The sequence below is a fragment of the Enterococcus sp. DIV2467a genome, assembly GCF_050532945.1.
GTDB classification, from domain to species: Bacteria; Bacillota; Bacilli; order Lactobacillales; family Enterococcaceae; genus Enterococcus; species Enterococcus faecalis.
The window spans coordinates 1,047,099-1,071,639 of record NZ_CP172896.1; the positions used below are offsets into that span (position 1 = coordinate 1,047,099).

Annotated in this window: 17 protein-coding genes, 1 pseudogene and 1 riboswitch; of the genes and pseudogenes, 16 read left to right on the forward strand and 2 right to left on the reverse strand. The window is 37.4% G+C overall.

Translation table 11 applies throughout. The features are described 5' to 3' along the window. Nucleotides 1–113 precede the first annotated feature (113 nt). The 7 genes from IGL80_RS04985 (at nt 114) to asnS (ending at nt 13,841) form a co-directional block, all read left to right on the forward strand. Nucleotides 114–4,469 carry a PolC-type DNA polymerase III gene (locus IGL80_RS04985; RefSeq protein WP_002404890.1) on the forward strand — a complete coding sequence of 1,452 codons (4,356 nt, stop codon included), beginning with the start codon at nt 114–116 and terminating at the stop codon, nt 4,467–4,469. A gap of 211 nt (nt 4,470–4,680) precedes the next feature. After that, the gene (locus tag IGL80_RS04990) at nt 4,681–6,138 is read left to right on the forward strand and encodes an amino acid permease (RefSeq protein WP_002356790.1); all 1,458 of its coding nucleotides are present in this window, start codon (nt 4,681–4,683) and stop codon (nt 6,136–6,138) included. Nucleotides 6,139–6,356: 218 nt separating this feature from the next. Continuing rightward, nucleotides 6,357–7,670, forward strand: coding sequence for a hypothetical protein (locus tag IGL80_RS04995; RefSeq protein ID WP_002404891.1), 1,314 nt, complete (start codon nt 6,357–6,359; stop codon nt 7,668–7,670). A 180-nt stretch (nt 7,671–7,850) separates the two neighbouring features. Continuing rightward, complete coding sequence (locus IGL80_RS05000; RefSeq protein ID WP_002359772.1) at nt 7,851–10,640, forward strand: ATP-dependent DNA helicase DinG; 2,790 nt, start codon at nt 7,851–7,853, stop codon at nt 10,638–10,640. A gap of 75 nt (nt 10,641–10,715) precedes the next feature. Continuing rightward, entirely contained in the window at nt 10,716–11,234 is a 519-nt protein-coding gene (locus IGL80_RS05005; protein WP_002382785.1) for a DUF5590 domain-containing protein, read from the forward strand. A gap of 38 nt (nt 11,235–11,272) precedes the next feature. Next, nucleotides 11,273–12,472, forward strand: coding sequence for a pyridoxal phosphate-dependent aminotransferase (locus IGL80_RS05010; RefSeq protein WP_002359774.1), 1,200 nt, complete (start codon nt 11,273–11,275; stop codon nt 12,470–12,472). Between the two features lie 16 nt (nt 12,473–12,488). Further along, nucleotides 12,489–13,841 (forward strand): asparagine--tRNA ligase, encoded by a 1,353-nt coding sequence (gene asnS, locus IGL80_RS05015; RefSeq protein ID WP_002376912.1) that lies wholly within the window; start codon nt 12,489–12,491, stop codon nt 13,839–13,841. Nucleotides 13,842–13,887: 46 nt separating this feature from the next. On the opposite strand, the gene IGL80_RS05020 is transcribed toward asnS, so the two are convergent. Beyond that, nucleotides 13,888–14,847, reverse strand: a complete 960-nt coding sequence (locus IGL80_RS05020) for a Gfo/Idh/MocA family protein (RefSeq protein ID WP_002382786.1) — start codon at nt 14,845–14,847, stop codon at nt 13,888–13,890. A gap of 166 nt (nt 14,848–15,013) precedes the next feature. Here IGL80_RS05020 and IGL80_RS05025 point away from each other — a divergent pair, with 166 nt between their 5' ends. The 8 genes from IGL80_RS05025 (at nt 15,014) to purB (ending at nt 22,307) form a co-directional block, all read left to right on the forward strand. Next, a complete protein-coding gene (locus IGL80_RS05025; protein ID WP_002382789.1) occupies nt 15,014–15,538 on the forward strand; it encodes a hypothetical protein in 525 nt (174 codons plus the stop codon). A 59-nt stretch (nt 15,539–15,597) separates the two neighbouring features. Then, nucleotides 15,598–15,777 (forward strand): hypothetical protein, encoded by a 180-nt coding sequence (locus IGL80_RS05030; protein WP_002382790.1) that lies wholly within the window; start codon nt 15,598–15,600, stop codon nt 15,775–15,777. Nucleotides 15,778–15,876: 99 nt separating this feature from the next. Continuing rightward, on the forward strand, nt 15,877–16,518 hold the full coding sequence (locus IGL80_RS05035; protein WP_002366997.1) for a glycoside hydrolase family 73 protein: 642 nt from the start codon (nt 15,877–15,879) through the stop codon (nt 16,516–16,518). 19 nt (nt 16,519–16,537) lie between these two features. Beyond that, nucleotides 16,538–17,224, forward strand: a complete 687-nt coding sequence (locus IGL80_RS05040) for a hydrolase (RefSeq protein WP_002356802.1) — start codon at nt 16,538–16,540, stop codon at nt 17,222–17,224. Nucleotides 17,225–17,370: 146 nt separating this feature from the next. Then, nucleotides 17,371–17,468, forward strand: a riboswitch (purine riboswitch). Nucleotides 17,469–17,622: 154 nt separating this feature from the next. Then, complete coding sequence (locus IGL80_RS05045) at nt 17,623–18,204, forward strand: xanthine phosphoribosyltransferase (RefSeq protein ID WP_002356804.1); 582 nt, start codon at nt 17,623–17,625, stop codon at nt 18,202–18,204. Nucleotides 18,205–18,206: 2 nt separating this feature from the next. Further along, nucleotides 18,207–19,526, forward strand: a complete 1,320-nt coding sequence (locus IGL80_RS05050; protein ID WP_002382793.1) for a nucleobase:cation symporter-2 family protein — start codon at nt 18,207–18,209, stop codon at nt 19,524–19,526. A gap of 327 nt (nt 19,527–19,853) precedes the next feature. Then, nucleotides 19,854–20,969 (forward strand): 5-(carboxyamino)imidazole ribonucleotide synthase, encoded by a 1,116-nt coding sequence (gene purK / locus IGL80_RS05055; RefSeq protein ID WP_002382795.1) that lies wholly within the window; start codon nt 19,854–19,856, stop codon nt 20,967–20,969. A gap of 42 nt (nt 20,970–21,011) precedes the next feature. Continuing rightward, on the forward strand, nt 21,012–22,307 hold the full coding sequence (gene purB / locus IGL80_RS05060) for an adenylosuccinate lyase (RefSeq protein WP_002359782.1): 1,296 nt from the start codon (nt 21,012–21,014) through the stop codon (nt 22,305–22,307). 138 nt (nt 22,308–22,445) lie between these two features. Here purB and IGL80_RS05065 read toward each other — a convergent pair. Continuing rightward, nucleotides 22,446–23,847 (reverse strand): annotated as a pseudogene (locus IGL80_RS05065) (IS3 family transposase). Between the two features lie 159 nt (nt 23,848–24,006). On the opposite strand from IGL80_RS05065, the gene IGL80_RS05070 reads away from it, so the two are divergent. Continuing rightward, on the forward strand, nt 24,007–24,378 hold the full coding sequence (locus IGL80_RS05070; protein ID WP_002359784.1) for a DoxX family protein: 372 nt from the start codon (nt 24,007–24,009) through the stop codon (nt 24,376–24,378). The last annotated feature ends 163 nt before the right edge of the window (nt 24,379–24,541 follow it).

Genomic DNA, 24,541 nt, shown 5'->3' on the forward strand with positions numbered 1-24,541 from the left:
TTTTACAAAAAACGAGTATACTTAATAGAGAAGCGAATGCAGAGAAACCGAAAAAAGGCACTTGACAGATTTGTCTGAGGGCCTTTTTTCAATGATAGAAGGAGGTTCATTTTGTGACAGAAAAAGCACGCGATTTATTTGATAAACTGATGACGCAAATTCAGTTAGATGACACAGCGAAAGAACATCCCTTAATTCAAAATGGCCGGATTGACAAGGTCATTGTTCACCAACAAAGTCGCTTATGGGAATTTCATTTAAGTTTTGATGAATTGATGCCAGTGATGCTATATCAAACATTTATGCAACAATTGGAACTAGCTTTTCAACAAATTGCGCAGGTTTCCGTTCAAATAACCACAAATCAGACAACATTTACAGAGGAACAATTAACGGATTATTGGCAATTGGCCTTGTTAAATAGTCAATGCAATACGCCGTTAGTTCAGAAAGTCTTAAAAACACAGACACCACAATTTGAAGATCGGAAAATTATCTTACCTGTTGATAATGAAGCAGTTATTCCTTATTTGAAGCAACAATATTTACCAATTATTGAGGAACTTTATTTCTCTTACGGGTTTCCTAAATTTCATATTGAACCAAAAATGGATCAACAGCAAGCTGCAGAAGTGCTGAAAAAATTTGAAGAGCAAAAATTAGAACAAGCCGCAGCCTTTCAACAACAAGCTGCTGAATCGCTTGTTAAACATGAACAAATGAAAAAAGAAAAACAACAACAAGCGCCTGCGTTTGATGGTCCAATTCGTTTAGGTCGGAATATTCCCAATGATGAACCCATTATGCCAATGGGAAACATACTGGAAGAAGAACGTCGGATAACGATTGAAGGCTTTATTTTTGATAAAGAAGTGCGTGAATTGCGTTCTAAACGAAAAATTTTAATTTTGAAAATTACTGATTATACTTCCTCTTTCGTGGTGAAGAAATTTTCGAATGGGGAAAAAGATGAACAAGTTTTTGATGCGATTCAACCGCAAAGTTGGATTCGTGTTCGTGGTAGTGTACAAGAAGATACCTTCATGCGTGATTTAGTCATGAATGCTCAAGATTTGATGGAAGTCGCCCATGCGCCAAGAAAAGACTACGCGCCAGAAGGTGAAAAACGTGTAGAATTACACATGCATAGTAACATGAGTACAATGGATGCGACCAATAAAGTCGGTGACTTGGTGGCGCAAGCGGGGAAATGGGGTCATAAGGCCATCGCAATTACGGATCATGGCGGCGCCCAAGCGTTTCCTGATGCCCATGCTGCAGGTAAAAAAGCAGGCGTTAAAATTTTATACGGCGTGGAAGCCAATATTGTTGATGATGGTGTACCCATTGCTTACAACGAAGAACATATTGAATTAACAGATGCTACCTATGTGGTCTTTGACGTGGAAACAACGGGGCTTTCCGCTGTTTATGATACAATTATTGAATTGGCCGCTGTCAAAATGCACAAAGGAAATGTCATTGAGACTTTTGAGCAATTTATTGATCCTGGCCATCCATTATCTCAAACAACGATCAATTTAACTGGGATTACAGATGAAATGGTGCGCGGTTCAAAATCCGAAGAAGAAGTTTTACGCATGTTTAAAGAGTTTTCAGAAGGAACTATTTTAGTGGCCCACAACGCTTCTTTTGATATGGGGTTCTTAAATACAAGTTATGGCAAACATGGAATACCTGAAGCGGCTAATCCCGTCATCGATACATTAGAATTATCCAGATTCTTGTATCCACATTTCAAAAGCCATCGTCTAAATACCTTATCGAAAAAATTTGGCGTCAACTTAGAACAACATCACCGGGCCATCTATGACTCGGAATCAACAGGTCATTTGTGCTGGATTTTCTTAAAAGAAGCGAAAGAGAATCATGATATGCATTTCCATGATGATTTGAATCGTCATATTGGCGAAGGAGACTCATACAAACGAGCTCGACCTTTCCATGCAACGATTTTAGCAACAACTCAAGCAGGATTAAAAAATCTTTTTAAATTGATTTCCATGTCCAATGTAGATTATTTTTTCCGAGTACCACGGATTCCTCGTTCGCAATTATCGAAGTTAAGAGAAGGACTTTTAATCGGTTCCGCATGTTCAAACGGCGAAATTTTTGAAGCAATGATGCAAAAAGGTGTCGAAGAAGCAAAAAATCGTGCCAAATTCTACGATTATATTGAAGTTATGCCCAAACCAGTTTACGCGCCATTAATTGAACAAGAATTGGTGAAAAATGAAGCAGATTTGGAAGAAATTATTAGTAATCTGGTGAAAATCGGTGACGAACTTGGTAAGCTGGTTGTCGCCACTGGAAATGTTCATTATTTAAATGAAGAAGATGCCATCTATCGGAAAATTTTAGTCGGGTCTATGGGCGGCGCTAATCCGTTAAATCGCCATAGTTTACCAAAGGTTCATTTCAGAACCACCGATGAAATGTTAACGGAATTTCAATTTTTAGGACAAGACATCGCTAAGCGAATTGTAGTAGAAAATCCCAACAAAGTCGCTGATTTATGTGAAGAAGTTATTCCAGTAAAAGACGATTTGTATACGCCGAAAATTCCTGGGTCTGAACAAGAGATCACTGATTTAAGCTACAATCGTGCGCGCGAATTGTATGGCGATCCTTTACCAGAAATTGTCGAAAAACGGTTAGAAAAGGAACTGAATTCGATTAACGGGAATGGTTTCTCGGTCATTTATTTAATTTCTCAAAAACTGGTGCATAAAAGTAATGAAGATGGCTATTTAGTTGGTTCACGGGGCTCTGTCGGTTCGAGTTTTGTTGCGACAATGACAGGGATTACTGAAGTAAATCCTTTAGCGCCACATTATTATTGTCCTGAGTGTCAATATTCTGAGTTCTATGAAGATGGTTCCTATGGTTCAGGGTTTGATATGCCTGAAAAAGCCTGTCCAAAATGTGGCGCTCGATTGTTTAAAGATGGTCACGATATTCCTTTTGAAACGTTCTTAGGGTTCCATGGCGACAAAGTTCCCGATATCGATTTGAACTTTTCTGGCGATTATCAAGCCGAAGCCCATAACTACACGAAAGTTCTTTTTGGTGAAGAATATGTCTACCGGGCAGGAACCATTGGTACAGTAGCCGACAAAACAGCGTATGGCTTTGTTAAAGGATATGAAAGAGATCATAATTTACATTTGCGTGGTGCTGAAATTGATCGCTTAGCCAAAGGTTCAACAGGGGTTAAACGGACGACTGGGCAGCATCCCGGCGGTATTATTGTAATTCCTGATTACATGGATGTTTATGACTTTACGCCAATTCAATACCCTGCTGATGATCAAGAGGCAGAATGGAAAACGACGCACTTTGATTTCCATTCCATTCACGATAATATTTTAAAACTTGATATTCTAGGACATGATGATCCGACCGTGATTCGGATGTTACAAGATTTATCTGGGATTGATCCAAAAACCATCCCAACAGACGATCCAGAAGTGATGCGTATTTTTGAAGGACCTGATGTTCTAGGTGTGGATGCAGAGCAAATTTATTCTAAAACAGGAACTTTAGGAATTCCTGAATTTGGGACACGTTTCGTTCGAGGTATGTTAGAACAGACCCATCCATCAACTTTTGCAGAATTACTTCAAATTTCTGGACTGTCTCACGGAACCGATGTGTGGCTAGGGAATGCAGAAGAATTGATTCGTCGTGGCGAAGCCAATCTTGCTGAAGTAATTGGTTGTCGGGATGATATCATGGTTTATTTAATTCATGCTGGTTTGGACAGTGGGATGGCCTTTAAGATTATGGAAACGGTACGTAAAGGACAATGGAATAAGATTCCTGATGAACTACGGGATACGTATTTAAATGCGATGAAAGAAAACAACGTCCCTGACTGGTATATTGATTCTTGTTCTAAAATTAAATATATGTTCCCGAAAGCCCATGCGGCAGCATACGTATTAATGGCGTTGCGGGTCGCTTACTTTAAAGTTTATTTCCCAATCTTATATTACTGTGCGTTTTTCTCCGTTCGGGCGGATGACTTCGACTTAGTGGCAATGTCACAAGGAAAAGAAGCTGTGAAAGCACGAATGAAAGAAATTACGGACAAAGGGATGGACGCCTCCACTAAAGAGAAAAACTTATTAACGGTTTTAGAATTATGTAATGAAATGTTGGAACGGGGCTATAAATTTGGCATGATTGATTTGTACAAATCAGATGCTGAAAATTTTGTGATTGAAGGGGATACCTTGATTGCACCTTTCCGAGCAGTGCCAAGTTTAGGCCTCAACGTAGCGAAAGCCATTGTTGCTGCGCGAGAAGAGCAACCGTTCTTATCGAAAGAAGATTTGGCAACACGAGGCAAAGTTTCTAAAACGTTAATTGAATACATGAATGAAAATGGTGTCTTAAAAGACTTGCCAGATGAAAACCAATTATCATTATTTGATATGTTATAAAAGAAAAATCTCTTAGAAAAAGGCTGGTGAAGCAACTTATTCACCGGCCTTTTTTAGTCATCAAATAAATTAGAAAATCATTGCTAGAAGCGTTTTAATTACTTATTAAAAAGCCATCTTTATTTAATTATGTTGAGCTTGTGCATAAAAAGTAAAATGCTTATGATAAATGAAGAGCTTTATTTTTTTTAATAAGAAAGGAATTGGTTATATGGACAAAAAGCAATTACGATGGTTCACCGTCGGGTTAATTGCCTTTAACATGGTCTGGGGTCTTGGAAATGTTGTGAATAATTATGCACAACAAGGGATTTCAGTGGTCACTTCATGGCTTTTGATTTTAGTTTTATATTTTATTCCCTATGCGTTAATCGTAGGACAGTTAGGTTCAACATTTAAAGACAGTAATGGTGGAGTTAGTTCGTGGGTGCAAAATACCAGTACTAAACGTCTAGCCTATTATGCAGCATGGACTTATTGGGTAGTGCACATTCCTTACTTGGCACAAAAACCACAAGCAATTTTAATTGCCTTAGGTTGGGCAGTTCAAGGGAATGGAAACCTAGTCAATACGATGCCAATCGTAACGGTATCATTTATTTCATTAATAATTTTCTTGGTTTTCTTGTTATTATCAACAAAAGGGTTAACCACCTTAAAAGTCATTGGTGGTTTAGCTGGAACCGCCATGTTTGTGATGTCTATTTTATTCATTTTATTAGCGGTAGGCGCACCATTTATTAATTCAACGGTTGAATTTGCGACGCCAAACATGTCACAAGTCAGCACCTATATTCCTAAATTTGACTTTAGTTATTTTACAACCGTATCGATGTTAGTTTTTGCGGTAGGTGGCGCTGAAAAAATTTCTCCTTACGTAAATGCAACTAAAAATCCAGCCAAAGAGTTCCCTAAAGGAATGATTTTCCTAGCGGCAATGGTTGGTTTATCGGCTGTTTTAGGTTCATTTGCAATGGGCATGTTATTCTCAAGTGACAATATTCCTAAAGATTTAATGGCAAATGGTGCCTACAGTGCCTTCCAAAAATTAGGCGCATATTATGGTGTTGGTAATCTCTTAATGATTGTTTATGCTTTGACGAATACAGTGGGTCAAGTGGCTGCGCTAGCCTTTTCAATTGATGCTCCACTGAAAATTCTTTTAGCTGAAGCAGATCCAGAATTTGTTCCAAGTTGGTTACGTAAACGTACGAAAAAAGGTACGTTAATTAATGGTTACTTATTAACAGGTATTTTAGTAAGTATTATTATCGCTTTACCAATGTTTGGGTTGAAGGACATGAACGAAGTGGTTAAATGGCTAACTAACTTAAATTCTGTAGTTATGCCAATGCGTTACTTGTGGGTCTTCTTTGCCTATATGCTTCTAAACAAAGCATACAAACAATTTAATTCAGAATATAAATTTGTTAAAAATCCTAAAATTGGTTTTGTGTTTGGTCTTTGGTGTTTCCTATTTACAGCCTTTGCTTGTATCCTAGGAATGGTGCCTAAATTTGAGTATGCCTCAGACCCTCAAGGCTGGTTGTTCCAATTAGCTTCTAACATTGTGACACCAATCGTCTTAATTCTATTAGGAATGATTTTACCAGCAATTGCACGTCGCGAGAAAAAAGACACGATTTTGCCAATTGATTCAGCAGAATAATTGGTTACATGTCCAAGGATAAAATAGTCAGTTTAAGTATTTTACGTGAGATAAATGGTCAATAGGACTGTTTATCTCACGTTTTTTTTCTGTCGATTTTTCTCTAAAATTTCTATTGTCTCTTAAAAATATGAGAAAATCAGAAGAATTTCTCCTGTATACTAAAGGTATCTATCATTAAAAAATGGTTATTAACGGAGAAAAAGGAAGTGAATCTCATGACTAAAACACTTGAAACACAACCAGAAGAGAAAACGGTCTTTCTTTGTAAAGAAACGAATCCAGATTTTTTAGGACGAGAAATTTATGCAGATAATGTTGAAACACCGTATAATTTTTACTTAATTCGCAAGCTTTATTTAGCGAAAGAGTATCAAAATTTAGCAGAAGGGGAACAATTTTTTGAGGCTTTATGCGAAAGTTGGGATGAATCAGAACAGTTTGAAGAGTTAATTGTTAAAAAGATTTATGTCTATGTTGAAACGGAGTTAATGTACTACACTGTTTATTTTGGAAGTTTTGAGCCGACAACTCGTGACTTACGATCCGCACTGAAACAATGGATGTATGAAATACCGACAACTAAAAATAAAAAAACAGTCCGTATGAATGAAACCAATGTGCAAGTAGTGCCGCAAGAAAATCAATTAACGGAATTAGCTGGTGAAATTGCTGTCTTACGTGAAATGTTGACACTTTTAAAAGAAAATTTAGCCTCCTTAAATGAAGCCGTTAATCAAACGAGAAATCCCGTCATTTCTAGACAAATAAAAACGATCCATTTGAAAAGAGCTTCTCCTGTGATAGCCGCAGAACAGGCATCGCTGAAAGTATCAGAGGATACTAATCTGGAACAACCAGACGTCAATCTCTCGCCTGATAATCGGGAAAATCAAGAAGGTGAAACAACTGTAGCAACAAGTGAACCAGCGCCAATTAAAGAAGCGCTGCCAGAAAAAAAACAAGAAAACCAGCAGAGTACCGCGGCAAAACCTTTATTTACTTTTCCACAAGAAACAGAAAAAAGCTCGCTAAATTCAGTGAATAAGTCTGCCGAAAAAGAAGAGGAGCAGAAGCCAGAAAAAGAAGCTGTCTCTATGGAAAGTGAGAAAGAAAATTCATCAAGTCGGACAATTCCTGCGGACTTTCAACGACAATTGGACGAATTAGAAGAGGAAATTTATCGTCGCTTTATGAGTCGCCAGTTAGAGGATACTGATGGAAATCAAGCAGTACCGAAAATAACTATTGAAAAAAGACAGTTAGAAGCACAAATGTTTGAAGCAAAAGCATTCTCACAATCATTTAAACAAGTTCAAAAGAAAAAGGCAGGAGACGTGCGAATTTGCAATCAGTTAAGTTGTATGAAATTAGAAAAAGGATTAGATAAATTTTTAGACGAAGTTACAGAATATGTTGAAAAGCGGACACTATTTAATAAAAAGGTTCGTTGTCCGCTCCCAGTAATCAGAGAATTGGAAGGCTATGGGCAATTAAACCAGTATATGCAGAAAATCCTTGACTGTTATTAATCGTTTATTTAGGAGAAGGTAAGACAAAACCGTTCAATTTATCAGCTTTTAAGCCTGAAACAAAAATCACTTTGGATTTTTGTTTCAGGCTCTTTCTTATTATCTCTGGAAAAGATTTCAAGAGAATTTTTGAAATACTAGTGAAAATCCTATAAATTGTAGTATAATTTTCAAAGATGAATGAAAGGCGTGAAGTCATTGAAAGACAAACAAGTGTATGCAGTAGTTGACCTTGAAACGACTGGAACAGATCCTACAAGTGATCGGATCATTCAGTTTGGATGCGTTCTCGTTCAAGATGGAAAGATTATTGCGAACTTTGCGACAGATGTGAATCCCAATCAAGTAGTACCAAAACAAATTCAAAGTTTAACGGGGATTAGTAATACGCAAGTTCAAAAAGCGCCTTATTTTGAAGATGTAGCACATACAATTTATCATTATCTGGAAGATACTATTTTTGTGGCGCATAACGTCCACTTTGATTATAATTTTTTAGCTCGTGAACTGGTACGGTGTGGCACGCCGCCACTTACTATTCCAGCCATTGATACAGTGGAATTGGCACAGATTTTTTTACCGACAGAAAAAAGTTTCCGTTTAAGTGATTTGTCGGAAAGCTTAGGTTTGTCTCATGAGAATCCCCATCAAGCAGATAGTGATGCGCAGGTTACAGCCGAACTTTTGTTATTAATTCAAGAAAAAATGAAATCTTTACCATTAGTCACTATGGAAAAAATTGCGGAATTAAGTCAACAGACAGCGCGGGAAACCAGTGCCTTTATTCAACAAACGTATGAACAAATGAAAAAACAAGTCACACCATTAAATCCAGCTTATCAAGTGGTCAGTGGCATTGCTTTACGCAAAAAAGAAGATCCTCTTTTTGAAGAAACGTTCTATCAGACTAGCACGTATCCCAAAACTAAAAAAGCCAAAGAAAAACTGTTTGGCGAACGTTTCGCTTATCGTGCGGAACAGAGTCGGATGATGAATTTAGTCTATGATCATTTTACAGAAGGAACGACAAAAGATTTATTTATTGAAGCGGCGACTGGAACGGGAAAAACATTAGGCTATCTGTTGCCGATGAGCTATTTAGCAACGCCAGAAAAACCAGTCATCATTTCAACAGTTTCGATTGTTTTACAAAATCAATTAGTGGAAAAAGATTTACCATTAGCCAATCAAATCTGCCAAGGGAAATTACGAGGCATTGTTATTAAAAGCCATCGACACTATCTTGATTTACAACGCTTTAAGGCAACGTTGAATCAGCCAACTCCGCAAAAACAATACGCTCTTTATCAAATGGGCGTTCTCGTCTGGTTGCTAGAAACAGAAACGGGCGATTTAGATGAACTACAATTGACGAATTTAAATCATTTATTCTGGAAAGAAGTTACACATCGCGGATTGGATTTTCTTTCAAAAAAAGATGAACTTTATGAAGTTGACTTTTTAAGACATCTGTATAAAAAAGTCGCTCAAAGTAACGTGTTGATTGTTAATCATGCATTTTTGGCGCAAGAGTCGCTAAGAAAACAACCGTTATTACCTGAAAGTCCGTGGCTAATTATTGATGAAGCACATCATTTACCAGACATCGCTAGTCGGATGGCGAGCGAACGAGTGAACAGTGTGATACTAAAAAAACAAGTCACGCATTTTATTGAAAAAGAACAACTTTTTGTTGCTTTACAGCAAATTTTTCAACAGTTTTCTGAAGAGCAGCGGTTTGTAAAAATTTATCAGCAAGGTTTACTGGATTTTGTGGATGAATGGCAAGATTTTCTTTTTGAATTGCATCGTTTATTTAGTAAAACACAGAAGCGGATAGACCATCAGGAGTTGCTTTTAACCAAAGAACGTATTGATTATTTATCTGCTGCGGGAGAAAAACATAGTCAAACGCTCCAGCTTTTACTGCAGGAGCTGTTAACTATTCAAAGTAAGTTACAGCAAACAATTATGAGTCAGTTGGAAACCTTTAGTTTGGCTGATCGCATTGTTTTTGTTCGCTTGTTTCAATTTTTTGATGAAATTGAACGTATTCATCACTGTTTTACCATTTATCTTGATGATTGGCGTCCACGTTGGGTAAAAGAATATTTACCACAAAATGAAGACCATGGCTTGATTGAAATTCATGACTTAGAAGCTAGTTTGCTTCCTGAAACAAAGTGGTATCCGCGGTATGAACGAATTATTTATACAAGCGGCACATTGAAGTTTGGCAACAATAAAAAGTATTTACCGCAACGGTTAGGTTTAACAGAGGTGACGTTCAAAACCCTGCCAACGCCTTATAACTATGCAGAAAATGCGCGAGTCTATGTACCGGAAGAAGCAGTAGCCATTCAAAATGCCTCTTCCTATGAAATGGGTCAGTACATTTCAGATACCATTGAAAAATTGATGGCGCAAGAGGAACGTTCGATGTTGGTTCTTTTTACTTCGCATGAATTATTGTCCACCGTGTATCATCAAGTCCAGCCAAGATTATTGGAAAAAGGACAAGAGGTCCTCGCCCAAGGGATTAGCGGCAGTCGTGAAAAAATTCTTAAACGGTTCTCTAATGGAAAACCAAATGTTTTGCTAGGAGCCGATAGCTTTTGGGAAGGTGTGGACTTACCAGGAACAGCTTTACAGTTATTGATAGTCACGCGTTTGCCTTTTGAAAACCCGAAACGACCACTTGTGCAAGCAAAATATGCGTATTTAGAAGCAGAAGGGATACAACCATTTGCTCAAGAAGCGGTACCGAAAGCAGCCTTACGTTTGCGACAAGCACTGGGCCGTTTAATCCGTTCTGAAGAAGACAGAGGGGCATTGCTGATTCTGGATCGTCGTTTAGTCACTGCAAAATATGGCAAACGATTAATCAAAGCGTTTCCCAAGGGACTCTCAGTAAAAGAAGCGCCCATGCCTGAAATTTTAGAAGAATTAAAGGAATTTTTAAACAAATAATCGATTATTTTTAGGTCATATTTGTGAAAGGCCGCTATTTTTCTGCTATAATAAGACCCAGTAAGTTTAGAGAGGATGGAAGGATTTTTGGAGGAATTAGAAGAAAAGAAAGAGAAGAAACGGATTACTGTCCTTTTAACCCTATTGGCAATCCTTTTAGCAATTCTTGTAACAATAATTATCTTTTTTGTACGAACCAATCAACCAATGGCCCAAGCCAAAAAAGAAGCAACTGCAATTGCCAAAACTTCTGCTAATTTAGAAACAGTTGATAAATTTTACTGGTTTACACGCAAAAATACGTATTTTACTTTAACCGGCAAAAATGATAAAGGCACAGAGATTGTCGTGATTGTCCCTAAATCGGGAGAAAAAGTCACGGTCTTAAATCAAAAAGATGGTCAAACTGAACAACAAATAACAGACATTGTTGCTAAAGCCCATCCCGATGAATCGGTGATGAAAGCTACGTTAGGGCTTTATGATAAGCGCCCTGCATGGGAAGTGGTCACCGAAAATGATCAAGGAGTACTGACGTATTATCTGATGAGCTTTGATAAAGGCGAAGAGATCAACGTTGTCAAAGATATTTAATTTAGATAGGTTTTGATGAAAGTGGGAGTGAAAGGTGTATGAACGTATCAAATCGAGCACAGCAATTGACTCCTTCTGTTACATTAGCAGCTGCCGCCAAGGCGAAAGCATTAAAAGCAAAAGGTGTAGATGTTTTAAGCTTAACGGTTGGGGAACCAGATTTTGTAACCCCGAAAAATATTCAAAAAGCAGCAATTGCTTCAATTGAGGATGGAAGAGCAAGTTATTACACACCTTCTGGCGGCATTCCTGAATTAAAGCAAGCAATTGTCTCTTATGTGGAACGAGAATATCAACTTCGTTATCAACCCAAGCAAGTTATTGTGACAGATGGTGCCAAATATGCGCTGTATCTATTATTTCAAGCCATTTTGAACGTTGGGGACGAAGTGATTATCCCTGTCCCTTATTGGGTAAGTTATGGTGAACAAGTCAAATTAGCAGAAGGCAAGCCAGTATTTGTATCAAGCACGCAAGAGCAATCATTTAAAGTGTCAGTCGCACAATTAGAAGCTGTACGAACGGACAAAACAAAAGCAATCATTTTAAATTCACCATCTAACCCAACTGGTGTTATTTATACGGAAGAAGAATTACGCCAAATTGGTGAATGGGCAGTTGCTCATAATATCCTCATTATTGCAGATGATATTTATGGTCGTTTGGTGTACAATGGACATCGGTTCACACCAATTGCAACCATCTCAGAAGCAATTCGTCAACAGACAATCATTATTAATGGTGTTTCCAAAACATATGCAATGACAGGCTGGCGCATTGGTTTTGCAGTCGGGGATGAAAAAATTATTCAAGCAATGACACAACTCGCTTCACAATCCACCAGTAATCCAGTCGCAGTTAGCCAATATGCGGCAATTGAGGCTTTAACAGGTGAACAGTCGACAGTTGAAGACATGCGTCAGGCCTTTGAAAAACGCCTAAATCATATCTATCCAAAAGTAGCAGCTTTGCCAGGCGTTTCGCTAATAAAACCTGAAGGCGCCTTTTATCTATTCCCGAATGTCAAAAAAACGTTAGAAATTTGTGGGTATGATAACGTGACTAACTGGGTGGAAGATTTATTACAAGAAGCGCATGTTGCTCTGGTAACGGGAGAGGGCTTTGGTGCACCAGAACATGTGCGGATGAGCTATGCGACAGATTTAATGACGTTAGAAAAAGCGATTGAGCGAATGAATGACTTTATAGAAAAGAAACGAATTCAGCACAACGCCTAAAAGAATAAACTAAGAAATGAACGGAGAGACAAACGTGGAACAAATTCAAATTATTGATTCAAACAAACATGTTGGAGAAACAGTAAAAATTGGCGCTTGGATTGCTAACAAACGCTCAAGCGGAAAAATTGCCTTTTTACAATTACGTGACGGGACAGCCTTTTTCCAAGGTGTCGTGTTCAAACCAAATTTCATTGAAGCCTTTGGTGAAGAAGCTGGTACAGAAAAATTCCAAGAAATTAAACATTTATCACAAGAAACAGCAGTCATGGTTACTGGTGTTATCAAAGAAGATAGCCGTTCTAAATTCGGCTATGAAATGGATATCACTGATTTAGAAGTCGTTGGCGCTTCAGAAGATTACCCAATTACGCCGAAAGAACACGGCACAGATTTCTTAATGGATCATCGTCATTTATGGTTACGTTCAAGCAAACAACATGCGATCATGTTAGTTCGTAACGAAATTATTCGTGCTACTTACGAGTTCTTTAACGAACAAGGATTCATTAAAATTGATAGCCCAATTTTAACAGGCTCAGCACCAGAAGGCACAACAGAATTATTTGAAACAGATTACTTCGGACAACCAGCATTCTTATCACAAACAGGTCAATTATATGCAGAAGCTGGTGCGATGGCATTTGGAAAAGTCTTTACTTTTGGACCAACTTTCCGTGCGGAAAAATCCAAAACTCGTCGTCACTTAACGGAATTCTGGATGATTGAACCAGAAATGGCATACACAACTCATGAAGAATCACTAGATATTCAAGAAGCCTACGTAAAACATTTAATTAAATCGGTATTGAAAAATCAACAATATCCATTGGATGTTTTAGAACGTGATACAGCGTTACTGGAAAAATATGTTTCGGAGCCATTCAAACGTATTACTTACGATGATGCGATTGAGTTATTACAAAAAGAAGAAGCAAACAATGATTATGATCACATTGAATGGGGCGAAGACTTTGGTAGCCCACATGAAACCTTTATTTCAAATTACTATGGCGTTCCAACATTCATTTTAAATTATCCAAAAGCAATTAAAGCCTTCTATATGAAACCACATCCGACACGTGAAGATGTTGTAATTTGTGCCGATTTAATTGCACCAGAAGGTTATGGTGAAATTATCGGTGGTTCAGAGCGTGCAACTGATTATGATTATTTGAAAGAAAAAGTAGCTGAGTTTGGCTTATCAGAAGAAGAGTACAGCTGGTATTTAGATTTACGTAAATACGGTTCTGTGCCACATTCTGGCTTCGGATTAGGTTTAGAACGTGCTGTTACGTTCATTACTGGTAATGAACACATTCGTGAAGCGATTCCATTCCCACGTATGTTAAACCGTATTTATCCATAGAGAACAAATAAAAAAAGAACTTCAGCAAAAGCCGAAGTTCTTTTTTTTAATTCTGCCATAATTTTTGCATCTGGTCCAAAATATCAATGACTTCTGTCGTGAAAAATAAGGAGCGATTGGGTTGTGTACCTTTGATTGCTTCAACCATATTGTAGATTTCGTAATTCATGGCTTCAGCTGAGTACCCAGAAACGATGGTCTCAACCGTACCGTCGTTGTAGTGAACAATCGCTTCATCTGCGCGTGGATAATCTGTAATGGTAATATAGGCATCTTCAAAAGCAACAATTCCTTGCTTTGGCATTTTTGCTTGGAATGTTAATGAAATAGTAGCCAACTCATTTTCTTTATTCCGAAGCAATGTCACCGATTGTTCATCAACGCCAGTAGAGAAGGGAACCATGCTAGAAGCTAAAACGTCTGGCTGTGAGCTGAGAAACCAACGAGCAAACGAAACCGCATAAGTACCAATATCTAACAATGCGCCGCCTGCTAAGTCAGGATTAAAAAAGCGATTTTTAGGATCGGGTTCTTTGTAACTTCCAAATGGTGCTTGAATCATTTTTAACTGACCAAATTTGCCAGCATCCATCAAGCGACGTAATTCGTCGTATAGTGGCATGTTAAAAATAGTCATGGCTTCTGCTAAAATAAGGTCATTTTTTTCTGCAACTGCCAAGGCTTGTTTTAATTCTGCCGCGTTCATCGTAATAGCTTTTTCACACAACACATGTTTTCCGGCCTGGAGCGCTTTTAAAATGTGTTCAGCATGTTGTTTATTTGGCACTGCTATATAGACAACATCGATTGTTTCATCTGCTAGCAATTCTTCATAAGAACCATAGGCTTTAGGGATTGAATAATCAGCGGCAAATTGTTCTGCTTTAGACAATGTCCGTGAAGCAACAGCTGCAAGTTGGCTAGTTTCTTGTTTAAACGTTGAAGCAAATTCGTGGGCAATTCCACCTAATCCTACGATGCCCCATTGATATAATTTTTTTGTCAAAAGAAGTCCTCCTAATCTATGCAATTTCTTCAAATCTTCTTCATTATTTATTATACTGTAAACAAGAGAAATTAGAAAACAAGGACAATTTTGTAAATATGATAAAATCCAGAGATAAAAAGATGCTTTTTTTAGAGAATTTCAGTAAAATAGAAAATGGAGGCGAATGATTATGCATCAAGTTTATGTAGATATTATTGTTGACGCAATTATTGAACAGTATCAAACAGAAGAAAATTTTTACTCCGCTTATCAAATTCAAGCAGCCGATTGGCAAGCTTGGAAAGAAGGCCAATTTGGTTTGGACAATGAAGTCATGCAAAAAATTAAGAATTTGTTTACGGATTATGAGTGGATGCTGACTCAAAAAATACTCCGCCAAACCATCTTATTTCCGGAAAAACGTAACCTAGCTGTTTCGGAATATAAACGGTTAAAAACAACAATTGCCAAAAAATGGCTACAATCTGATTTGGGCGTTGTAGAATTAATTCCTAACAATAAACAAGAACAAGAAATTGCTGCTGGTTATATTGATTTGAAAGTGACGCTGGCCTATGGTGAATGGGGTTTTGATGATATTATTACATTCCGGTTACCAGCTACGATTCAACGACAATTGGAAGGTTCAAAAGTTGAATTATTAGATTGGGTCAATGAAAATCTGATGGATACTTACGTAGGTGAATAACGAATAGGAAGGATGGTCTTTTGAAATACACAATTGCTGGGATTTTATCTGTGATTATTATGTTTGGTGCGGTAATTTTTGTCTTTTTTGGCAAAAAGCCAGTTGAAGAATCTGTTCACACATCAACTGAAACAACAGTGAAATCATCCACTGAAATTTCTGAAAGTAGTACAGTTTCTTCAACTGCTACCACTGAATCAAGTACTGAAATCACGAGCGTAAGCAGTGATGAAAGTTGATAATTTTCTGTGAAAATGATACAATTATTCGGTTATAGTAACAAATGAAATCAATCACGAAAGTGAAAGATAGTGAAACATTTTATCGGAAAATAAAAGATGAAGTGGGGAATTAATGAAGTGAGCAACTATCAGAAAAAAAGAAAAAAGCAGCTGAATTTGCCAAAGTTATTCTTAGGCGTAGTTGTCGTCGGTTTGGCCTTTGTCTTTTCGTTATCTGTCCTTTCTGATTCAGATAAGGGACAAAGCGAGTCAGTCAATCGCCAAAATGAAAACATCTCAAAAGAAGAATTTGTTGCTGAAATCACACCGTATGCACGTGAATTACAAGAATCTTACGGGGTATTACCAAGTATTATTATGGGGCAAGCAGTTTTAGAATCAAATTTTGGACAAAGTCAATTAGCATCGAAATATAACAATCTTTTTGGGATTAAAGCATATGGGAATCAACCAAAAGTCAATTTAGAAACAAAAGAGTATGTCAATGAGGTCTGGATTACGATTCAGGGTGATTTTCGAGTTTATGACAATTGGGAAGAATCCATGCGAGATCATACCAAGTTATTTGTTGATGGGGTCGATTGGGATCCAAATTTATATGAAAAAGTCTTGTTAGCCAAAAATTATAAAGAGGCTGCACAAGCGCTTCAAGATGCTGGATACGCAACGGATCCTACATACGCTGATAAGATCATTCATGTAATTGAAGAATACAATTTAAATAAATACGACCGTTAAGCATGGAGGAATGATGACAATGAGCGAAAAGTGGATTCCAGAAATTATGACGCCGCTGAAACAAGATATTGTAAAAATGCCAGAGATTATTCGGCAAGCCAGTGGCATTAAAATTTTTGGCCGTAAAATAAAATCAATTATTTTTACGACAGATATTGCGATTATCCGCAATACGGATGCACAGGCAGTGATTGCTGTATATCCTTTTACACCGCATCCAGCGATTACAAAAGGCATTATTGAAGCAGCGGATATTCCTGTCTTTTCAGGAGTCGGCGGCGGTTTAACGCAAGGCATGCGTTCTGCTTATATGAGTTTATTTGCAGAAGCACAAGGCTCAATGGGTGTCGTTTTGAATGGTCCTACACCAATTGAAACAATTAAAATGGTGGATGAAGCAATCGATATTCCTATTATCAGCACAGTAACTTCTATTCATACACCAATTGATGAAAAACTTGCGGCTGGCGTGGATATGATTAATATCAGTGCAGGAAAAGACACTGCAGCCACCGTACGCTATTTCCGTGGCAAGTATCCAGAATTACCGATTATTGCAACAGGAGGACCAACTGAATCGAGTATTCATGAAACCATTATCGCCGGAGCGAATGCTATTACATATACGCCCCCTAGTAACGGTGAATTATTCAGCAAAAAAATGAAAAAATATCGTGAACAAGAAAAAGCAACCGATGAAGAATAAAAAACGCTTTGGCAGGATAGACTGCCAAAGCGTTTTTAGCTATTTAATGTTCGCTTTTACGGAACAATGGAAGAATGAACCAATTATTTGAAAATTCTAATGAAAAAAAGTTGTTAAACCATTGAAAGTTAGAGATTTTTGTACTATCCTAGAGAAACATAGAAGCTTGTATAAGGTCAAAATACGGTTGACCGTCTCTACCCAGCACCGTAAATGCTGGTCTATAAGTGAAGAAGAGCGGATAGCCCTTTTTTGCTTTGGCAAAATGGGCTTTTTTCTTTTGTTAGAACACGAATATAAATAGCACTTTGTTTTATTTCGTTCGTTTTTAACGAACCGTCCTTTCCTCAGGATGAGAACAAAGCATCTATCGAAAAATAAGTAAAGGAGTTCATATTGTGAAGGAATTAGTCGAACGTATTAAAAATGATGGCCGTGTATTAGGTGAAGGTGTTTTAAAAGTAGATAGTTTTATTACGCACCAAGTGGATCCAGAATTAATGGAGGCTATGGGTAATCGTTTTGCTGAGGTTTTCGCAGAAGCAGGCATTACCAAAGTAATTACAATTGAAGCATCAGGAATCGCTCCTGCCTTATACGCAGCGCAAAAATTAGGCGTGCCAATGATCTTCGCTCGTAAGGCAAAAAGTTTAACCATGGATGAAGAGCTTTTAACGGCTTCAGTTTATTCATTTACAAAACAAGTGACAAGTCAAATTTCCATTTCAAGAAAATTTTTATCTGATGCTGATAAAGTGTTGATTATTGATGACTTTTTAGCTAACGGACAAGCTGCCAAAGGATTGGTAGAATTATGCCAACAGGCTGGTGCAAAGGTTGAAGGAATTGGTATCGTAATTGAAAAATCATTCCAAGATGGTCGTCAGTTATTAGAAGACATGGGCTTAAATGTAGTCTCTTTAGCACGTATTGCTTCATTAAGTGAAGGAACGGTGACGTTTTTAGAGGAGGATGCATAATCTTGGAAACAAAACAATTGAATACACCACAACAGACGGAAACACCAAATGGGAAAGCCGCCGTTTTAGGATTGCAACATTTATTAGCGATGTATGCTGGAGCAGTTGCCGTACCTTTATTAATCGGAACCGGCTTGAATTTTGATTCGCAACAAATGACGTATTTGATTTCAATCGATATTTTTATGTGCGGCGTTGCGACACTTTTACAATTAACGGTGAATAAGTTTTTTGGGATTGGCTTGCCAGTCGTTTTAGGTTGTGCCATTCAAGCAGTTGCGCCTTTAATCATGATTGGTACGAACAAAGGGGTTGGTGCAATTTACGGTTCAATTATTGCTTCGGGCATTTTTGTCGTTCTTATTGCAGGATTTTTCTCAAAAATTAAACGTCTATTTCCGCCTTTAGTCACCGGCACAGTCATTACAGTTATTGGTTTGACCTTAATTCCTGTTGCTGTTGAAAAAATGGGTGGCGGCTTAGCAACGGACAAAAGTTTTGGTGATCCTAAAAACTTGCTCCTCGCATTTGTAACAATTGCCTTAATCATTGTTGTGCAAGTTTGGGGACGTGGCTTTATCAAGTCAATTGCCGTGTTAATCGGCCTAGTCGGTGGCACAATTTTAGCTGCGTTTCTGGGATTAGTGGATTTGTCTCCTGTTGGTCAAGCTACGTGGTTTCATTTTCCACAGCCATTTTATTTTGGCAAACCAACGTTTGATCTTTCTTCTATTGTGTTGATGATTATTATTTCAATTGTTAGTATGGTTGAATCAACAGGTGTTTATTTTGCCTTAGGAGATATTACAGGGAAGAAAATTGGCGAAGATGATTTACGTCGTGGGTATCATGCAGAAGGTTTAGCCGTCATTTTAGGGGGGATTTTTAATACGTTTCCTTATACAGGTTTCTCTCAAAATGTCGGGTTAGTTCAATTATCTGGGATCAAAACACGTCGACCAATTTATTTTTCTGCTTTTTTCTTAATTATTTTAGGCTTATTACCAAAAATTGGTGCGATGGCCCAAATTATCCCAGAGCCGGTTTTAGGCGGCGGAATGCTGGTTATGTTTGGAATGGTGGCTGTCCAAGGAATGCGCATGTTGTCAAAAGTTGACTACTCAAATGACAAAAATTTATTAATTATTGCCATCTCGATTGGCTTTGGTTTAGGCTTTAATATTATGCCGACGCTCTTTAATAAAGTACCAGAAACTGTTAGCATGTTTACTGGTAATGGAATTGTCATGAGCAGCATTACCGCAATTATTTTAAATCTTTTATTCAATGGTTTAAAAGAAACCTCAGAAAGTAACGAATAGTTTCAAAAAAGTATGATAGATAAGGTCAGGTGGCTTTTCTTTCATACTTTTTTGACCTCATCATCGTTTAGAAAAATTTAATGTTTTCATCAATTTGAAGAGAAAAAGAGAAAAAAGCTTGGTTACAAAGAGACGAGTAGTAAGTTACCGCTGTTTTATCCTAAAGTATGTTAATAAATTCTGATGAGAAAACCTAATGGAAACACTGCTGGCACTTGAAGTTGAGCCTTTTTCCTTGTATCATGTAAAAAGAGCACTCTTAAAGGCTAGACTGCGACGAGAAACCGCAGAAGGATTTTAAGGATAAAACTGTGATGGAAAGTTGTGATGAACTTGGATAAACCACTATTACCTGGTCAAGTGATTGGTATCATTGGTGGCGGACATTTAGCAAAAATGATGGCCCTTAGTGCAAGAGAAATGGGGTTTCGAGTGGGTGTGCTAGATCCACAAATTGATTGTCCTGCTGCACAAGTTGCCGATTGGCAATTATTAGGAGCATATAATGATCCTGAAGCGTTAGAGAAATTGGCAAAACGTGCCCAAGTGATTACGTATGAATTTGAACATGCAGATGTTGATGCGTTAACAGCGATTCAACATTTGGCGAATATACCGCAAGGAACAGACATTTTAGCGATTACGCAAGATCGCTTAATGGAAAAAAGTTTCTTGGAAGATAATAATATTGTGATTGCACCTTATGCAACGATTGTTAGTCCGACTGATATTCAAGAAGCAATTGATGGCATTGGTTATCCGTGTATCTTGAAGAATACGCGAGGGGAAGGTCGTTATGTACTACATAGTACTTCAGACTTAGCGCCATCCATGAATCTTCTGAGAGAAGGAACCTGTGTCTTGGAAGCTTGGATTCCTTACGAAAAAGAATTATCTGTTCTGATTTCTGGTAATGGTCGTGGCGAATTTGCGACATTTCCAGTTGTGGAAACAATTAAAAAAGAGCGTAAGCTACATGAAACGATTGCACCAGCCCGAATTGATGACGAAGTCAGTGGTGAGTTGCAACGAATTGCTAAGGTGATTGCTAAAGCAGTTGGTTTAGTCGGCACCCTTTCAATTGAAATGTTTTATACAGAAACAGGCGGGATTTATGTAAATAAAATTTTACCTCGTCCAGAAGATGCTGGGAATTTTTCAATAGATGCTTGTTCTTTTAGCCAATATGATACGCATATTCGTGGTTTATGTAATTGGCCAATGCCAACGATTCAACTGTTGTCTGAAGCAGTCACGGTCAATGTGCTTGGAAATGAAGCCTATGAAACGATGGACATTATTAATGAACATCCAGATTGGCATTTCCACTATTATGGCCACAGTGAAGCAAAAGCGCAACGAGCGATGGGGCATATTACTATATTAACCAAAGAAATCGATGAAACACTGGAAGAAATTAAAGAAACAAAGATTTGGTCGTAATTATTTTTCAAAAATTGAGGAGTAAAGAGGGGATAAGGCACAATGATTGATCGTTATACAAGACCCGAAATGGGCGCAATTTGGACAGATAAGAACCGCTACAAGGCATGGCTAGAAGTTGAAATTTTGGCGGATGAAGCTTGGGCAGAACTTGGCGAAATTCCTAAAGAAGATGTACAAAAAATCCGAGAAAATGCATCATTTGATGTTGCACGTATTTTAGAAATTGAAGCAGAAACACGTCATGATGTTGTCGCTTTTACTCGTGCGGTTTCAGAAACGCTTGGTGAAGAGCGAAAATGGGTACACTATGGGTTAACCAGCACAGATGTTGTGGATACTGCCTATGGTTATCTATTGAAACAGGCGAATGATATTTTACGGAAAGATTTACAAACATTTACGGAGATTGTCGGAGCCAAAGCCAAAGAGTATAAACATACGGTCATGATGGGAAGAACGCATGGCGTTCATGCAGAACCGACTACATTTGGTTTGAAATTAGCGTTGTGGTATTCTGAAATGAAACGCAACATTGAACGTTTTGAACATGCAGCCAAAGGTGTCGAAGCGGGTAAAATCAGTGGAGCCGTAGGTACCTTTGCCAATATTTCACCATTTGTTGAAGAATATGTTTGCGAACATTTGGGGATCCGTGCTCAAGAGATTTCGACACAAGTTTTACCACGTGATTTACATGCAGAATATGTTTCTGCCATGGCATTAATTGCGACAAGTATTGAAAAATTTGCAACAGAAATTCGTGGTCTACAAAAATCAGAAACACGTGAAGTAGAAGAATTTTTTGCAAAAGGACAAAAAGGATCTTCGGCAATGCCGCATAAACGGAATCCAATTGGTTCTGAAAATATGACTGGTTTGGCACGTGTGATTCGTGGTCATGTCATTACTGCCTTTGAAAATGTGAGTTTATGGCATGAACGAGATATTTCTCACTCGTCTGCTGAACGGATTATTATTCCAGATACGACGATTTTACTAAATTACATGTTGAATCGTTTTGGTAATATTGTCAAAAACTTAACGGTCTTCCCAGAAAATATGAAACGTAACATGGATGCGACCTATGGTCTAATTTACAGCCAACGTGTCTTGTTAAAATTGATTGATCATGGCATGACACGTGAAGAAGCGTATGATCTGGTCCAACCAAAAACAGCTTACGCATGGGATCATCAAACGGCGTTCCGTCCGTTGCTAGATGCGGATGAAAAAATTACATCTGTCTTATCAAAAGAAGAGCTAGATGATGCCTTTGATTACCATTATCATTTAAAAAATGTTGACACGATTTTTGAACGTGTTGGTTTAGGGTAACAAGAAAGCGAGAAGGAGGATGATTCTTCTCGCTTTTCTCTTATAATGTTATAAACTGAAGGATTAAAAAACAAACGTATTGTTGTAGCGACCCCAAAAAGTTAGACTTTTTATAGAGTGGATTTTTCCACTCTATTTTTATGCAGTTTTTTGATTGAATTGTCGAAATTCTACTGGGCTTTTCCAGTTAAGTTTTTCCTTGATTCGGTGATGATTGTAATAATAAATGTAGTTCTCAATTGCTTCTATCAATTCATTTGACTTTGATAGATTTTTCCATAATACACTTCTTGTTTTAGGATACTGAAGAAATTCTCCATAGGAGAATTATCTAAACAGGTTCCTTTTCGAGACATACTTTGAAAGATATTGTTGTCCTTTAATGTTTGTATATAGACATTCATTTGATAAGCCCAGCCTTGATCAGAGTGAAAGGTGCGCCGATAGGGACAATCATTTGTTTGAGAAATTGCTTCTTTCAGACCTTCCATAACTGTTTTACCATTTGGTTGAGTAGAAAGGCTATAGCTTAGAATTTCACTATTATACATATCCATAAATGGATCTAAGTATAGTTTTTTCTGACGAAAGATGCCTGCGTTATCTGCTTCAAAGTACTTAAATTCAGTTGTATCAGTTGTAATTTTTTGATGAGGAACAGAGGTTTTAAATCGGCGACGAATCAAATTTTTAGCGATTTTACCAACGATTCCTTTATAGGAATTATATTTTCTGGATTTCTTAGTAAAAGCTTTGACTTGTAACTTTAACTTTTGTATTAATCGCTGGACTTTCTTTTTATTCACTTGAAATCCACGTCGTTTCAATTCTTGGGTTATCCTTCTATAGCCATAATGTTGATGTTTTTTACGAATCGCTTGAATTTCTTCTTCAATGATTTGTGTTGAAGCTGTTCTGTCGAGGCGTTTTTGCCAGTACATGTAAGTAGATTTTGGAAACCTTAGGGTTTCCAAAATATCTTTTAATCGAAAGTGTCTTCGGAGACTGTGAATGATTCGTGCGATTCGTTCATTTTTTGTTCGTCCTCTAAACGCAGTCTCCTCAATTCTTTTAAATAGGCATTCTCAATTTTTAACATTCTATTTTCTTTTTCTAGTTTCTCTACTTGAGATCGTTCACTTGGTAGTGGTTGGGGTTCATTTCGTTTCTTTTTAGACATGGTAGGTGGACGTCCTTTCTGTTTAGAGAGTCCCTCTATACCAAACTTCTGATACGTTCTAAGCCAATTCGCAATCAATGATGGATTGCGAATTTTTAGAAGATTAGCTACTTCTTGATAGGACAACTCTGTTGTTAAATATAACTCTATCGCATCTAGCTTAAATTGAACAGAGTAATTCTTATTTTTTCGACTGCGAAGTAGGCCTTCTTCACCAAGTTCTTTATAGGCATTTATCCATTTGCTTATTTGAGAACTATCTTTAAACCCATACTTCTTTGCGAGAAACCTTAGACCTCCTTGACCAGATAAGTAGTCATGAACAAGTTTAAGTTTAAATTCAAAACTGTATTTTGCCATACAAAAAAACCTCCAAAAGTTAGATTTCTAGGTCTAACTTTTGGGGGTCGGCTCATTGTTAAATACGTTTGTTTTTTTCTATACTTTTTTCGATTTATCCTTTATAATGTAACTTAAATAGTTACATTAACTATTTAATGCAAACAAAGGAGGAGAAGTATGGATAAACAACAGCGAGGCATTCAAGTGATTAGAATTTGGCTAGGGGTGACGATGCTAATTCATGGAGTGATGAAAGTAACGTCATTGGAAGATACTTTAGCGTTTTTTGCTAGTATTGGTTTGCCAAGTCTTTTTGTTTATGGTGTAGCAGCAATTGAATTAATTGGTGGATTATTTATGATTATTGGCTTTTTAATTCCTTTGGTATCAGTAGGATTCATAGCAGTTTTAGTCGGAGCTATTTTTTCTTTTGGTTTGGCAAGTGGTTTTAGTGGTTATGAGTACGAATTATTTTTAGCGATAACCAGTTTGGCTATTTTGGTTAGCTATGCCGATAAAAAGTATCTTACGTTAAAACTTTATTTTTAATAAATCAAAGCAATAAAGAGTTGGTCAAACTAGTTGTGATTGCGAAAAAAGCCCTAAAACAGTGATATTTAGTTGTTTTAGGTTTTTTTTATCAAAAAGGTCAAAAAAGGTCAATTTATTCATTGACCTTTACTGACCAATGAGGTATAATAAATCTATAAGG